Origin of the sequence: Halobacterium zhouii, assembly GCF_021249405.1 — an archaeon.
Taxonomy (GTDB): domain Archaea; phylum Halobacteriota; class Halobacteria; order Halobacteriales; family Halobacteriaceae; genus Halobacterium; species Halobacterium zhouii.
In genome coordinates this window covers 93585-107421 of record NZ_CP089593.1, presented here as the reverse complement: position 1 = coordinate 107421, position 13837 = coordinate 93585, and the positions used below count along the sequence as shown (strand labels likewise).

13 protein-coding genes, 1 tRNA gene and 2 pseudogenes are annotated in these 13837 nt (G+C 67.4%); 7 read left to right on the top strand and 9 right to left on the bottom strand.

Annotated features, from left to right (window positions below):
* Positions 1 to 5: 5 nt before the first annotated feature.
* A complete protein-coding gene (locus tag LT970_RS00540; protein ID WP_232687018.1) occupies positions 6 to 1085 on the top strand; it encodes a DHH family phosphoesterase in 1080 nt (359 codons plus the stop codon).
* A gap of 31 nt (positions 1086 to 1116) precedes the next feature.
* Here LT970_RS00540 and LT970_RS00535 read toward each other — a convergent pair whose 3' ends face one another.
* The 3 genes and pseudogenes from LT970_RS00535 to LT970_RS00525 form a co-directional block, all read right to left on the bottom strand.
* On the bottom strand, positions 1117 to 1557 hold the full coding sequence (locus tag LT970_RS00535) for a DUF5807 family protein (protein WP_232687017.1): 441 nt from the start codon (positions 1555 to 1557) through the stop codon (positions 1117 to 1119).
* 165 nt (positions 1558 to 1722) lie between these two features.
* Positions 1723 to 2115 (bottom strand): annotated as a pseudogene (locus LT970_RS00530) (30S ribosomal protein S6e); the annotation flags it as partial.
* A gap of 572 nt (positions 2116 to 2687) precedes the next feature.
* Positions 2688 to 4157: an aldehyde dehydrogenase family protein gene (locus LT970_RS00525; protein WP_232687015.1), complete on the bottom strand. Its 1470-nt coding sequence runs from the start codon at positions 4155 to 4157 to the stop codon at positions 2688 to 2690.
* A gap of 89 nt (positions 4158 to 4246) precedes the next feature.
* Here LT970_RS00525 and LT970_RS00520 point away from each other — a divergent pair, with 89 nt between their 5' ends.
* Together LT970_RS00520 and LT970_RS00515 are read left to right on the top strand one after the other, a co-directional pair.
* Positions 4247 to 4552: a WNWW family protein gene (locus tag LT970_RS00520; protein ID WP_489886101.1), complete on the top strand. Its 306-nt coding sequence runs from the start codon at positions 4247 to 4249 to the stop codon at positions 4550 to 4552.
* A gap of 157 nt (positions 4553 to 4709) precedes the next feature.
* Positions 4710 to 5945, top strand: coding sequence for an MBL fold metallo-hydrolase (locus LT970_RS00515; RefSeq protein WP_232687013.1), 1236 nt, complete (start codon positions 4710 to 4712; stop codon positions 5943 to 5945).
* A gap of 65 nt (positions 5946 to 6010) precedes the next feature.
* Here LT970_RS00515 and LT970_RS00510 read toward each other — a convergent pair whose 3' ends face one another.
* Genes LT970_RS00510 through LT970_RS00500 form a run of 3 tightly spaced genes read right to left on the bottom strand, consistent with a single transcriptional unit; the run spans position 6011 to position 8368 of the window.
* A complete protein-coding gene (locus LT970_RS00510; RefSeq protein ID WP_232687012.1) occupies positions 6011 to 6265 on the bottom strand; it encodes a DUF6360 family protein in 255 nt (84 codons plus the stop codon).
* On the bottom strand, positions 6265 to 7995 hold the full coding sequence (locus tag LT970_RS00505; protein WP_232687011.1) for a nitrite/sulfite reductase: 1731 nt from the start codon (positions 7993 to 7995) through the stop codon (positions 6265 to 6267). Before LT970_RS00505 ends, LT970_RS00510 begins: the two co-directional genes overlap by 1 nt.
* Before the next feature lie 43 nt (positions 7996 to 8038).
* Positions 8039 to 8368, bottom strand: coding sequence for a DUF8134 family protein (locus LT970_RS00500; protein WP_232687010.1), 330 nt, complete (start codon positions 8366 to 8368; stop codon positions 8039 to 8041).
* Between the two features lie 241 nt (positions 8369 to 8609).
* Here LT970_RS00500 and LT970_RS00495 point away from each other — a divergent pair, with 241 nt between their 5' ends.
* Complete coding sequence (locus tag LT970_RS00495; RefSeq protein ID WP_232688711.1) at positions 8610 to 8765, top strand: DUF8595 family protein; 156 nt, start codon at positions 8610 to 8612, stop codon at positions 8763 to 8765.
* Between the two features lie 31 nt (positions 8766 to 8796).
* Positions 8797 to 9459: a DUF7119 family protein gene (locus LT970_RS00490; protein ID WP_232687009.1), complete on the top strand. Its 663-nt coding sequence runs from the start codon at positions 8797 to 8799 to the stop codon at positions 9457 to 9459.
* On the opposite strand, the gene LT970_RS00485 is transcribed toward LT970_RS00490, so the two are convergent.
* On the bottom strand, positions 9460 to 10719 hold the full coding sequence (locus tag LT970_RS00485) for a M20/M25/M40 family metallo-hydrolase (RefSeq protein WP_232687008.1): 1260 nt from the start codon (positions 10717 to 10719) through the stop codon (positions 9460 to 9462).
* 81 nt (positions 10720 to 10800) lie between these two features.
* Between LT970_RS00485 and LT970_RS00480 the strand changes: the two genes are divergently transcribed.
* Positions 10801 to 10874: transfer RNA gene (locus LT970_RS00480), tRNA-Lys, on the top strand.
* Between the two features lie 208 nt (positions 10875 to 11082).
* On the opposite strand, the gene LT970_RS00475 is transcribed toward LT970_RS00480, so the two are convergent.
* Positions 11083 to 11283: a DUF8123 family protein gene (locus LT970_RS00475; RefSeq protein WP_232687007.1), complete on the bottom strand. Its 201-nt coding sequence runs from the start codon at positions 11281 to 11283 to the stop codon at positions 11083 to 11085.
* A gap of 104 nt (positions 11284 to 11387) precedes the next feature.
* Positions 11388 to 12194, bottom strand: coding sequence for a hypothetical protein (locus LT970_RS00470; protein WP_232687006.1), 807 nt, complete (start codon positions 12192 to 12194; stop codon positions 11388 to 11390).
* Positions 12195 to 12482: 288 nt separating this feature from the next.
* Here LT970_RS00470 and LT970_RS00465 point away from each other — a divergent pair.
* A pseudogene (locus tag LT970_RS00465) lies at positions 12483 to 13661 on the top strand (LeuA family protein); the annotation flags it as partial.
* Between the last annotated feature and the right edge of the window lie 176 nt (positions 13662 to 13837).

The following is a 13837-nucleotide window of genomic DNA, read 5'->3' as shown; positions in this document are numbered from 1 at the left end:
TCGGTATGAAAGACTGGGTCATCGACGACGAGGACCTCCCCCTGGAGCGGAAATCGCTGCTCCCCGGGAAGGGCTTCTTCATCCCCGACGACATCGCTGAGGAGCGAAAGGACCGCGAAGTCGAGGCACGCGCCGAGGGCGCGAGCGTGCTCGTCGTCGCGGACCCCGACGCGGACGGACTGGCGTGCGCGGCCATCGTCCGCGAGGTGTACGGCGAAGCGGCGCTCGTTCCTGCCGGCCCGCACGAACTCGAGGATGGCCTTCGTCGCGCCGCCGAGTACGGCGAGGACGGCGCGCGCGTGTTCGTCTGTGACCTCTGCCCGGACGAGTTTCGGTACGTCGAGGACGAACTCGCGTACCTCGTCGAAGCGGCGGGCGAGGTGCGGTGGTTCGACCACCACCAGTGGACCGAGGAGACCGCCGAGGCCGTCCGCGAGGCGGGCGTCGACCTCGTCGTCGGCGACTCCGAGGAAGAGTGCACGGCGGACGTGGCGGTTCGCTCCATCGAGGAGGACGTGCCGCGACATCTGGAGGAACTCGCGGCCGTCACGCGCGACCACGACCTCTGGCTGAAGGAAGACCCGCGCAGCGACGACCTCGCGGACTACTCCTACTGGTCGGACGCCGACGAGTACATGGACGTCGTCCAGGAGCACGGCGCTGACCTCCCGGAGGACGTGATGGAGTATCTCGCAGAGCGCCGCGTCGAGAAAGAGGAACTCATCGAGCGCGCAGTCGACCGCGCGGCGTTGAAGGAAGTAGACGAGTGGACCGTCGGCGTGACGTACGGGCGCTGCTCACAGAACGAGGTCGCCGAAGCGCTCCGCGAGCAGGGCGCGGACGCGGCAGTCATCGTGAAGCCCTCGGGGAGCGCGAGCATCCGCGGCACGGAGACGTTCGAGCGCGCGCACGAGGTCGCACGCCAGGTCAGCGGCGGCGGCCACCCGAAGGCCGCTGGCTGCAAGCCCCACATCTACGAGGACATGATGGACTACGCGAACCACTGGACGACCCAGGGCGCAGTAACGAAACAGGTCATTCTCGACGCGTTCCGGAATCTGCCTGACGAACCCGCCGAAGAGTAGTCGTCACCAGCGCGTCGATTCTAGCGTTTTCTCAGCGCTCGCCCGCGATCCACTTGTCCGAGTACGTCTCCCCGCACGCGCAGTACGCGTACGCGTGGATGACGTCGCCCTCCGCGTAGAGCCCGCCGACGTCCTGATTCTCGGCTTCCGCGAACGAGAAGACGAACTCGACGTGGTGGTTTTCGTTTGCGTCGTCGGTCGCTGCCGGGCAGTCACCGCCGTCCAGCGCGGCGTTCACGTGTCCAGGGTTGTCCATTGCAGCAGAACTGAAATCCATCGCGGCCATGCCCGTGATGGACTGGAAGACGTTGCGGCCGCGCTCGCCGTCGACGACGAGCACGACACCATCGTCTACGCGCTCGGCGTCCTCGCGGTTCGCGAGGTCCGACACGTCCGAGACGTACGACTCGGAGAGGTAGAGTGCGACGTGGTCGGGCCGGTCGCCAGCGAGGTAGGCGTCGTAGTCGCTCACAGTGGGTCGTTGGCGGTCACCGCGAAAAAGCGTGGCGTTCGATTACTCCTCGTCGTCGTCCGCGTCCTGGGCTTCGTCCGCGTTCTCAGATTCGGCTTCGGCTTCCTGCTCGTCCGCGTCCTCGGTGTCCGCGTCGGCTTCTTCGTCGGTGTCCTCCTCCGCTTCCTCCTCGGGCTCCTCGAGCCCGTAGAGAACCGGGATGGAGGTGTCGCCACGGTCCGCGACGGCGACGTTGAGCTGCTCGGTGGCGTCCGAGACTTCGCGCCCGCGAACGCTGACGCGCTTGCGCTCGCCGTCGCGCTGGGGGTTGAAGCCGGCGCCGCCGTCGAGGAGCACGTCCGTCAGCCCGGAGCCGGAGACGTCGCCTCGCATCGGTCGGCCGGCGGCGTCGCTGCCACCGGTGATCTCGACGGTGTAGCCGTCGAGGCCGACGGCGGAGCCGTCGACTTCCTCGCCGATGTCGAGGCCGAGGAAGCGATTCGCGTCCTGTCCGTCTATCTCTCGCTGGTAGGTCTGCCCCGACTCGGGGTCGGCGACGACGACCTGAAACGTAGCCATGCGTGCAACGAGTCGGGCGCTGTTCAAAAACCCGTCGAAGCCACCGCCATAGCCACGTTGACGGCGCTCCCGGTGTCTGCAGGCAGCACCGACTCTGCCTGTATCCGTCGCTCGGGACGGTCTTACCACTCGACGCAGATTGCTCACGGGCGACGACTGCGTTCCGCGAGGCGGTGTCGCACTCACGCTACGGACAGCTGTCCGTGCGTACCGAGGCGCGCTGCCTCGAACCGCATTCGCCTCGCGGCCCTATTCAGGTCACGGACAGGGTTGGTCCCGTTCTGGTACTTGAACCTACGCAGCCGGCAGGTATCGGCAGTCGCAACAGTTGGTCGCCACTAGCATTCGCGGGCCGAGCGGTTCGTAAGAACCCGAGACGTGCGATTCACCGTTGAGCTTCGCTCAACGAGCCTTCACTCACTACGTTCGTGAAGACACCGAGCGCGAGCAACGCGAACGCTCGGGCCGACGACTGAACGGAGCAAGCGAAGCGCGTGAAGTGAAGGAGGAGTGCTTTTGGCCGAGCTTTTGCCGAGGGCGCGCGAAGCGCGCCCGCAGAGCAAAAGGTCGCTTTAGAAGGGATAGTCCCGATCTTCTCTCTGAATACTGATCCACTTCTGTTCGGTGAACTCCTCCATGACGGATTCACCGTTGTAGCGGCCCATGCCGGAGTCGCCGACGCCGCCGAAGGGGACGTGGGGTTCGTCGTTGATGGGCTGGTCGTTGATGTGAATCATCCCGGTGTCGATGCGGTCGGCGATGTCGCGTGCGCGGCCGAGGTCGCCGGCGTGGACGCTGCCGGAGAGTCCGTACTCCGTCGAGTTCGCCATCTCGATGGCTTCCTCGTCGTCGCTGAACGGGATGACGGGGGCGATGGGGCCGAAGTGTTCGTTGCACGCCGCGGACATGTCGTTGGTGGCGTTCGAGAGCACCGTGGGTTCGACGACGAGGCCGTCGTGGCCGCCGCCCGTCTCCAGCGTCGCGCCGGCGTCGACGGTCTCCTCGACGAACTCGAGCATCTGGTCGCGCTGTGATTCGTCGATGATGGGGCCGACGATGGTGTTGCCGTCGTGTGCGCTGCCGGTGGGGAGTTCCGCGGCGCGGTCGGCGAGGCGCTCGACGTACTCGTCGTAGACGTCCTCGTGGACGAGGTGGCGGTTGATGGAGATACAAACCTGTCCCGAGTGGAGGAACGAACCGAACACGCCGGCGTCGACCGCTTGGTCGAGGTCGGCGTCGTCGGTGACGACGTGGACGTTGTTCCCGCCGAGTTCCATTGCGGGCGTGGCGAGGTGCTCGGCTGCGGTGGACGCGACCTGGCGGCCGACCGCGGTCGAACCGGTGAACGCGACGACGTCGCTCTCGGGGTGGCCGGCGATGCGGTCGCCGACCTCGGAGCCCTTCCCGGTGACGACGTTGAGCACGCCCTCGGGGAGGCCCGCGGCTTCGAACAGTTTGGCGAGGAGCAGGCCGCCCGTGACGGGTGTGTTCGAGGCGGGCTTGAGGACGACGCTGTTCCCGGTGGCGAGCGCGGGCGCGACGGCGCGAATCGAGAGGTTCAGCGGGAAGTTCCACGGCGAGATGACGCCGACGACGCCCTTCGGCTCGCGGACGACGAGGTTCTCCTTGCCCTCGACGGTGGAGTCGCGGTGGTCACCGGAGATGCGCGTGGGGAACGAGGCGGCTTCGCCGGTGATGCCGACGGACGTGTAGAACTCCGCGAACCCCTTCGTGCGCGTGGTTCCGGATTCGGCGGCGAGCAGGTCCAAAATGTCGTCTCGGTGCTCCTTCAGAAGGTCGCGGGCACCTCGAACGACGGACGCTCGCTGCTGTGGTGGCTTCGCTGCCCACTCCGACTGGGCGTCGGCGGCGGCCTCGTAGGCGGCATCGACGTCGTCCTCGGTGCCGGCGGGGACGGTGGCGAACGTGTCCCGGGTCGAAGGGTCCTCGACGTCGATGGTGTCGCGGTCACCCAGTGGCACCCACTCGCCGTCGATGTACTGTACGTTCCAGTCGGCGTCCGTCAATTCGAGGTCGGACATCGCGTGTGAGTTGGGCCGCCCCCGTGGTAACGGTTCCCCCCGCACGCGACCACTCACTTCGTCCCAGACTCGGACCTTCACCCCCAGACTTGAAGCAACACCCGTGCGTACGAGCGCCACGGATGGACCGGGAAGTGCTGATGCTTCACCTGCGGCAGGCGTTCGAGGGGACGCCAGCGGAGCGCCGTACCGTCGCGCGTGCGGCGGGCGACCTCGCGGACTCTGGAGCGTTCGAGCGCGATTTCGATGCCGAACTCACGGCCGACGTGCTCCTCGAACACCTCGCGGACGCGCCCGGCGGCGGTCCGGCCGAGCGCTGGAACTGGTGGATGGGCGCCCTCGAAGCGTCACACGGCGGCTACCGGGAGTTCCGGATCACCGCGTGGGCGGAGTGAGGGCGTGGTTCGGAACGAGCGAACGAAGTGAGCGAGTGAGAACCACGGAACCGCGAGCGGCGAACAAAGTGAGCCGTGAGCCGCGTGGGCGGAGTAAATCGTCTCCCCCGCCAGCACAACGACGCACACAAGCCCCTCGCTCCACTACGACGACGCCATGGACCTGCGGTTCCTCGGCGGCGCGCGCGAAATCGGCCGGAGCGCCCTCCTCGTCGACGACTCCCTCCTCATCGACTACGGAATGGAGGGCGGCAACCCGCCGCGGTACCCCGCCGACGTCGACCCGGACGCCGTGGTCGTGAGCCACGGCCACCTCGACCACGCGGGACTGCTTCCCGCGCTCCTCGCGGGCGACAGCCGGCCGCCGATACACTGGACGCCGCCAACACGGGACCTCGCGCGCCTGCTCGCGAAGGACACACTCAAACTGCAGGGCGGGCGCTACGACTGCCCGTTCACGCACGCGGAACTCGCACGCCTCGGGGAGGTGTCCGAGACCCACGGCTACCGTGAGTCCTTCGAGGCAGCCGGCTACGAGGTGACGTTCTACGATGCCGGGCACATCCCCGGCAGCGCGCACGTCCTGATCGACGATGGCGACACCCGACTCCTCTACACGGGCGATTTCAACACCGCCGACCAGCGACTGCTCTCCGGCACCACTGCCCGCCCCGACGCCGACGTGGTCGTCTGCGAAGCCACGTACTCGGACGTCACGCGACCAGAGCGCGCGACGATAGAAGAGCAGTTCGCGCGCTCCGTCGAGCAGACGCTCCACGAGGGCGGCACTGTCGTCGTCCCCGCGTTCGCGGTCGGCCGCACCCAGGAAGCGATGATGGTGTGTGAAGCCTACGGCATCGACTGCTACGTCGACGGCATGGGCGTCGCCGTCACCGACCGGTTCAAACACACACCTGGATTCCTGCGCGACCCCGAGGCGTTTCGCCGAGCCTGCGGCCACGCGCGCTTCCTCGACAAGTCGACGCGGGACGAACAGCGGAAGCGGATCGCCGACCAGCACGCCGCCATCGTGACGACGGCGGGGATGCTCGCGGGCGGCCCTGCGATGACCTACATCCCCGCTATCGCGGGCAACCCCCAGCACAAGGTCGCATTCACGGGCCACCAGGTCGAGGGGACCCCCGGACACGACCTGCTGAAGACCGGGAGTGCCGAAATCGACGGGCGACACATGCGCGTCGCGGCGCGGGTCGAAGGCCACGACTTCTCCGCGCACGCTGACCGAGACGGCCTGCTCGACTTCCTCGACTCGTACCGGGACGCCGACGTGCTCGTGAACCACGGTGACCGCTGTCCGGCGTTCGCGGCGGAGTTACGCGACGCGGGGTTCGACGCGAGCGCGCCAGAGAACGGCACCGGCATCGAACTCTGAGAACGAGAGACGGCAGGCGCGACAGTTCTCCAACGGTCGTTCCGCGTTCAGAACGCGTCCACCGGTCAGAGCTGCTCGGCCGCATCGTCGAGCGCAGCAGCGAGCGTGCGGGCGTCGTCCGCATCGAGGCGGAGACGATCCGCGTGCGCGTCGAGGGAGGTGTCAGCCCCGTCTGCCTCGAGTTCGAGGATGACCTGGCCGTCCTCGGTTGCGACGTCGACGACGGCGTGGGACTCGTCGAGCCAGCCGTGACCCTCCGCCTCGTACGCCGCCAGGTCGAGGGTCGTGTACGCATTGACGGGGAGAACGCGCTCGGGCATCAGTCGTCACTCGTGACGGGGCTCGCGTCCATGTCGTCCTCTTCCGCGTACGGGTACCACGTCAACTTCGTGTTGTGCATGTAGGGGTCGTCGTAGTCGGTCTCCTCGGGTTCCGCGAGCGCCGCGAGTTCCTCCTCGGAGTGGCGCGCGGCGAACTCACGGAAGGATTCGCCATCGTCACGTTCGTCGCTGAACGCGTCGATGAGGTTCACGAGGTACCCCGGCACCTCGTCGACGGGAACGCGGTGGGTCACCCAGCGCGCGAACTGCGGCTCCTCTCCGAGTCCGCCGCCTAGACCGACGTCCAGGGCCTCGACGGCTTCGCCGTCCTTCCGGGTCTTCATCCCGCGGAGACTCACGTCGGCGATCTGGGGCTGCGCGCAGGACGCCGTGCAGCCCGAGAGGTGGATGTGGAAGTTCTCCACGTCGGCCGGGAGGTCAGCGTTCTCCTTGAGCCAACGCGCGTACCGCACCTGGCGATTCTTCGTCTCGACGATGGACAGCGAGCAGAACTCCGTTCCCGTGCACGCAATGGACCCGCGCATGAACGGACTCGGGTCGGGTGAGTAGTCGCCCAGCAGCTCTTCGTCGAGGAACTCGTCGAGGCGGTCCTCGGGTACGTCCGTGACGATGACGTTCTGGCGCTGCGTGAGTCGGACCTCGCCCGAGCCGTAGTCGTCCGCGAGGGCCGCGAGTTCGAACACGTCGTCGACGCCCATGCGGCCCACGAGCACGTTCAGGCCGACGTAGTAGCGGCCGTCGGGTTGTTCGTGGACGCCGACGTGGTCGCTGTGGCTGCCACCCGAGTTGTACGTGTACTCGTCGCGGAGGTCCTCGCCCGCCGTCCGAAGCTCCCAGTCGACGTACTCCTCCTGGAGGACGCGGCGAACCTTCTCCGGTCCCCACTCGTCCACGAGGAACTTCACGCGGGCGTTGAAGCGGTCGTCCCGGTCGCCGTGGTCGCGAAACAGCGCGGAGACGCCGCCCGCAACGTCGCTCACTCGCTCCGGGGGAACCCAGACGTCTACGTTCCGCGCGAAGCGCGGTTCCTTTCGAGCGAGGCCACCGCCGACGCGAACGTTGAAACCGAGCTCGCCGTCCTTCTCGGCGGGTTCGAACGCGAGGTCGTTGATGTCACCCTGGCCACAGCCCTGCTCGCAGCCCGTGACCGACACCTTCCACTTGCGGGGGAGGTTCGAGTGGTCGTCGCTTCCCTTGAACGTCTCGTTGAGTTCCTCTACAACCGGCCACGCGTCCACGTGCTCGTGGGTGTCCTTCCCGGCGACCGGACAGCCGACGATGTTCCGCCAGGAGTCACCGCAGGCCTGCTGGGTGGAGAGCCCGTTCGACTCCAGTTTTTCGAAGATATCGGGGACGTCCTCCAGGCGAATCCAGTGGAGCTGGACGGACTGGCGGGTCGTCCAGTCGCAGTACGCCTCCCCGAACTCGGGGTTCTCCACCGGGCCGCGCGCGTACTCGTCGGCGACCTCCGCGATCGTCCGGAGTTGCCCCGGTTCCAGAACACCGTTCGGCGTTCCGATGCGCATCATGAAGTACGACTCCTGGCCCTGCCGCTGGTGGTACAACCCCCACCACTTGAAGCGCTCGAACCAGGCGTCCTGTTCGTCCTCGGGAATGCTCTTCCAGCCCTGCTCGGCGAACTCGAACAGGTGCTCCCGTATCTCGTTGCCGTAGACCTCGTCTTTCCACTGCTCTACATCGGTCGCCATAGAGTGCGTATCGCAGGGAACGGTTACCAAAGTGGGTTTCCCGTCAAACCTCCCCGCGGCCACCGAAGACCGGAGAACGTTGCCGGTATCCGCGGGCACCCACGACAGACCGAAAGCCATCGTCAGTCATCCGACCCACGGGGAGCCAGCCCGTTTCTCCGGATTCACCACAGACCACACAGTGGCCGTGCACGCGGGCGTCTACACGCCGCCCGGTCACGCCAGCTTCGACGAACGCCTCCACGCCGAGCCACGTCAAGGGACACGAGCAGAACGCTCCCGCTACTGGCCACACCTCGCTCACGCCCGCCACTCGCGTGTCGTTCACGCTCACCCACGCGGCGTCGTCGAGCAACCGCACTCGCGTCGTCATACTCCCGTTAGGCGGGCACGGAAGGAGACCTCGTCGACGCTGGCAGCAGTTACTGCGTGTCCTCGATACCGTCAGTACCCGCCGCTTCCGGGGAGCGGTGGCGGGCGTTGCGGGCGAACGCGCAGTTATCCACTCTGCGTGTCTTTGGTTGCCATATGTCCGAGCAATCCCGGGACGGAGGCCGGCGCCAGCACGCGCCCGCCGACGTCGCCCCGGAACTGTTCGACGCGGAGGGCGAAGCATGAACGAGCGACGGGACGACGAGCACGAACGGGTGGACGGAAACGAAGCCGAGAACGAACGAGACGCCGACCACCTCACGGACGTCGAGCCCGGAGCCGGCTGTGTGGAGATCTGGGAACACCTCACCGAGTACCGCAACCAGTCCGAGGAGTAGGTGTTTTACCCGCCACACCACTACTCCGTCTATGACCGACGGTTCATCGCCGCCCAGCGGTCGAGAGTCCCCCGTCGGAGACCCGGTCGTACGGGGCGACGAACGCGTCACCGGCGAGCGCGCTAGCGACGCCGTCTCGTTCGACCCGGACGACCCTGAGCGCGTCGCTGACGCGAAAGACACCGTGAGCGCGTTCGCGAGCGGCGACCTCGGAGCGAGCGAACTCGACGTGCTCCGCGGCGCCGCCGCGTGTGGCGCGCTCGTCCGCGCGACCGGTTCGTACAGCGTCGCCGCCAGCGAAGCCGGCGACCACGTCGACGTGACCTTCGTCCGGAAGTGGGCGCGCGTCCACGACCTGCCGCGGCCCATCCGACAGCACGTCGCTCGCGGCACCATCCCGCCGAGCGCCGCCAAACACATCGCTCGCGTGAGCGGTGACGCGCGCTACGAACTGGCGTGGGCTGTCATCGACCACGACCTCACCGTCAGAAACGTTCGGAGTGCCGCCAGCGCCGTCAACGACGGCCAGGACCCCGACGACGCGCTCGCGGACCACGGTGTGACACCAGGCGAGCTCGCGGTCACGCTCCCCGCCGACGTCCACCGCGACCTCCACCAGCACACGTCCACCATCGACCGCGACGCCGACGACGTCGTCGCGGACGCGTTGCGGGAGTACCTCGACACCGCGTGACTACTCCGAGCGACGTTCCGGGAGGAACTCCCGGACGGCGGCCGCGAGCACGTCCACCGCCGCCTCCACCTCGCGGAAGTCGATGGTCTCGTCCGGGAAGTGCGCCTGCTCGATGCTCCCCGGCCCGAAGATGACCGCCGGAATCCCCGCCCCGACGTAGTGACGGGCGTCCGCGCCGTACGTCACGCCCCTCGGCTCGGTGTCCGCGAGTCCGTGCCGTTCCATCCCGCGCTGGACCGCGCGCACGACCGGTTCGTCCGGGTCGATCTCGGCTGGCTCGAACTGCACGGAGAACCGCTCGAACTCGGGCGGGTGTTCGCGAAGCCACTCGCGTTCCGACGCGACCTCGCGCAGTCGCGCCTCGAACTCGGCTTCGACGTCAGCCACCGACTCCCCGGGCGCGACACCGATTCGCCACTCAGCCGTGAGCGACGCCGGCACCGTCGACGGCCAGTCGCCCGCCTCGACGGTCCCGCAGACCACCGGCCACTTCGTCGGGAACTCCTCGTAGAGGTCGTGTGTGACGCGTTCTTCGCGCTCCGCGGCGAGGTCCGCGAACGCGTCCTCGATCGCCTCGAACTGCGGGAGCACCGACTCGCCGCGCCACGGCGTCGCGGCGTGGGCCGACCGCCCCGCGAGACGGAGTCGCTTCATCACGCAGCCTTCCGAGGCAACCACGGGCGTGAGTTCCGTCGGCTCCGCGACGATGGCGGCGTCCCGCTCGAACGAATACGGGTTGTCGAGAGCCGCGGCCGCCGCACCGACGCCGCCGGACTCCTCCCCCACGACGCCCTCGACGACCACTCGCCCGTCGAGTTCGTGCGTCGTTTCACCGTGTTGCTGGTCCGCGAGCTGTCGCGCCGCGAACACGCACGCCGCCAGGTCGGATTTCATGTCCGCCGCGCCACGCGCCGTCAACTCGTCGCTGTTCCACGTCGGTTCGAACGGGTCCGTCGTCCACACGTCGCGCTCCGCCGGCACGACGTCGAGGTGGCCGTTCAGCACCACCGTCTTCCCCGCGTCGGGGTCCCCGAACTCGAGAACGCCACCCACACTCGGTCGCCCCGCGACGTCGATGTCGCCGGGGTCGTCGGGGAACGACGGATGCCCGGCTAACCGGTCGGCGTCCGCCTCCCACTCGTGCGTCTCGAAGCCGAACTCGTCGAGTCGGTCGGCGAACCACGCCGCCGCCTCGCCCTCCTCACCCTCCGTGGACTCGAAGGAGACGAACTCCGCCACGAACTCCCGCAGGTCGTCCATGTGGAACCCAACCACGGACGGCGAGGTAAGCGTTCCGAGGATGGTAAACGTTTAACGTCGCGGCGACCCAGAACCCCACGAGGGCCGATAGCTCAGTCCGGCAGAGCGTCTGGCTTTTAACCAGACGGTCAGGGGTTCAAATCCCCTTCGGCCCGTGCAACGAGTCGCGTAGCCACGAGTGAACCGGCCGAGGGATTTGAAGTAGACCAGTCGCGCGCAACGAAGTGAGCACGTCTGGGTGTGGTTCAAATCCCCTTCGGCCCGCTTCTGCGACGTCGTAGAATGCGTATCGGTCTTGCCGCGCGTAGATCGGACGACGCTACGGGGAACGAACGCGAGGCGAGCGCTGATCCAGTGGAATATCTACTGGTGCGTGAGCCACGCCAGACCGACGCCGAGCGCGACAGTCGCTAGCGCGCCGAGAATCTGGAGCACCATCGTGACCGCGCCACTCGTGTACTGCCACGGCATCCCCACGAGCGTGCCGAGACCGGCAAGCGCGACGAACACACCGACGAGCACACCGAGCGCGTCCAACTTGTCAGCGAACACCTGCTGTTGCATGCACGACGCCTCGCCTCGGAACACCGTAACGCTGACGGAACGAACGCGCACCGACCAGCGAACAACAGAAAGCGCGAAACCAGGTCAGGACCGCGACGTCGAGTTCAGTACCGGGACGGCAAGTACGCGAGCATCGCGAGCAACGCCGCCGCGATGCTGCTCAGGATGACGATCCCCCAGAGGCCGCTCATGCGCTCGTGGAAGAACGTCTGTGCTTCCGTGTCCTCGTGGTAATCGCGGTACTTCGTCGTCAGCTTCAGGAGCGACTTGTCCTCCGACGGACCCTCCGCCGGGTCGAAGTGCGCGAGATAGTTCACGTCGCCGATCGTCGTGTTCTCACCCTCACTGAACTCGACGGACATCTGCTCGGGCGCGAACCACTCTAGGGTCACGGACGTGTTCGCCACGGACGCGACCGTCGTCGAATTGCCCTGGTACGGGAACTCGTCGCCGACCTGGAACGTGTGGACCGTCTGCTCCGGGAGATACTCTTCGCGGGGCACCAGCACGCGGTCGCCGTCCTCCTCGACGATCACGTACGTCGTCCCGTTCTGCTCGACCGTCGGCCGGTCGACAGTCTGGACCTCGCGGAGCTCGAACTCCGAGACGTTCGACGCGTTCGGGATGAACACGGAGTAGTTGTCCCCTTCGTACGTGACGTTCTGGCCCGCGTCCAGCGTCGCCGTCTGTCGAGCGGACTCGTTCGTCCACGTCGCCGTCGCCGAGTCAGAGCCGACCTCGGTGAAGGTGTACGTCGTTCCGCTGATCGTCCGCGACTCGTTCGCCGCGACCGAATAATCCGGGTTCTCGACGGTCACCGACGGTTGCTGAGCCGCCCCGATGAGCGAATACGAACCGGCCGCCAGCAGAAGGAAGATGGCGATGGACACCGCCGCAGCGCGTCGTTGCATATCCGGAGCCAAGAGCGGGCGGCGTATAATCGTTACTTTCCAGAGCAGAGCGCGGGCGCTGCTCCACCCACCGCCGCGGTGACGCATACCGGACGATAGGAGCCGGTAGAACGTTCTCTTGTGCTGGTTCGTTCGCCGAACCAATTCGGCGAGCGCCTCGTCGAGGAGTGTCAGGAACGCGTCGCGTGGCAACGTCTGCCACCTGGGGAAGACGTAAGTACACCCGGGAACTGGTGGGTGGTACGATGTCTCACAACGAGACGCCCGGTGTAAGTCCGGGGGAACGGGTTCTTCCAGGGCACATTAGCCCAGCGTAACGAGTTCGAATCGGTCCGAGTTTTCGACACGACGCTCCGCGACGGCGAGCAGACGCCACGCACGTCGTTCAGCTACGACGACAAGCGCGCCATAGCGGCCGCACTGGACGACGCCGACGTCGACGTCGTCGAAGCCGGATTCCCGGCGAACGGTGAGGCGGAAGCCGAGGCCGTGGCGGATGTCGCCGACGCGACAACCGCGACGACGTGCGGGCTCGCTCGCGTCGTAGAGTCGGACGTCGAGGCGGCGCTTTCCGCCGGCGTGGACATGATTCACGTGTTCGCGTCGACCAGCGACGTCCAGATCGAGGACTCGATGCACAGTACGAGAGCGGAGGTCGTCGAGCGCTCCGTCGCAGCGGTCGAGCGCGCGGCCGACGCCGGCGTCGAGGTGATGTTCTCGCCGATGGACGCGACGCGAACCGACCCAGCGTACCTCGCCGACGTCGTCGAGGCTGTCGACGAGGCGGGCGCGGACTGGGTGAACGTCACGGACACGTGCGGGGTCGCGACGCCGCGGCGATTCGCCGACCTCGTCGAGTACGTCGGCGAACGCGTGGCCGCCCGCATCGACGTGCACACGCACGACGACTTCGGGCTCGCGGCCGCGAACGCGCTCGCGGGCGTCGAGGCTGGCGCCGACCAGGTGCAGGTGTCGGTCAACGGCATCGGCGAGCGCGCCGGCAACGCGGCGTTCGAGGAGGTCGTGATGGCCGCCGAGAGCGTCTACGGTGCGGACACCGGCGTCGACACGACCGCTATCGCGGACGTCGCCGAGACCGTCGCCGAGCGCTCGTCGGTTCCGATTCCGGTGAACAAGCCCGTGGTGGGCGCGAACGCGTTCGTCCACGAATCCGGCATCCACGCCGCCGGCGTCATCGAGAACAGTGAAACGTTCGAGCCCGGCGTGATGACCCCGGAGATGGTGGGTGCCGAGCGCGAGGTCGTGCTCGGAAAACACTCGGGCACGCACGCAATCCGCCGACACCTCGAGGAGGCCGGCTTCGAACCGACCGACGACGAGGTGCGGGAGATCACGCGGAAGGTGAAAGCCCACGCCGCCGACGGCGACGTCGTCACGGACGCCGTGCTGCGAGCGTTCGCCGGCGAGGCAGGCGTCGAACGCGAGCGAGGTGAGGTGACGGCGTGACGCCTCGCAAGCCTTGCGCCACCAGCCACAGCTATATGCGTCGGCACGGTAGCGGGTGCTACGATGCAGCCCCACACCGCACGTTCGGTCGCCCTCGCGGCCAGCGGTGTGACTGTCGGTATCGGTATTGTAGGGGCGTAAGCTCCCCTACACTCACTTCTCCCCAACCCGGCCGG

Coding starts and splice junctions, on each gene's coding strand:
- LT970_RS00540 (WP_232687018.1), top strand. CDS start 6: ATGAAAGACTGGGTCATCGACGACGAGGACCTCCCCCTGGAGCGGAAA.
- LT970_RS00525 (WP_232687015.1), bottom strand. CDS start 4,157: ATGTCCGACCTCGAATTGACGGACGCCGACTGGAACGTACAGTACATC.
- LT970_RS00515 (WP_232687013.1), top strand. CDS start 4,710: ATGGACCTGCGGTTCCTCGGCGGCGCGCGCGAAATCGGCCGGAGCGCC.
- LT970_RS00510 (WP_232687012.1), bottom strand. CDS start 6,265: ATGCCCGAGCGCGTTCTCCCCGTCAATGCGTACACGACCCTCGACCTG.
- LT970_RS00505 (WP_232687011.1), bottom strand. CDS start 7,995: ATGGCGACCGATGTAGAGCAGTGGAAAGACGAGGTCTACGGCAACGAG.
- LT970_RS00500 (WP_232687010.1), bottom strand. CDS start 8,368: ATGACGACGCGAGTGCGGTTGCTCGACGACGCCGCGTGGGTGAGCGTG.
- LT970_RS00495 (WP_232688711.1), top strand. CDS start 8,610: ATGAACGAGCGACGGGACGACGAGCACGAACGGGTGGACGGAAACGAA.
- LT970_RS00490 (WP_232687009.1), top strand. CDS start 8,797: ATGACCGACGGTTCATCGCCGCCCAGCGGTCGAGAGTCCCCCGTCGGA.
- LT970_RS00485 (WP_232687008.1), bottom strand. CDS start 10,719: ATGGACGACCTGCGGGAGTTCGTGGCGGAGTTCGTCTCCTTCGAGTCC.
- LT970_RS00475 (WP_232687007.1), bottom strand. CDS start 11,283: ATGCAACAGCAGGTGTTCGCTGACAAGTTGGACGCGCTCGGTGTGCTC.
- LT970_RS00470 (WP_232687006.1), bottom strand. CDS start 12,194: ATGCAACGACGCGCTGCGGCGGTGTCCATCGCCATCTTCCTTCTGCTG.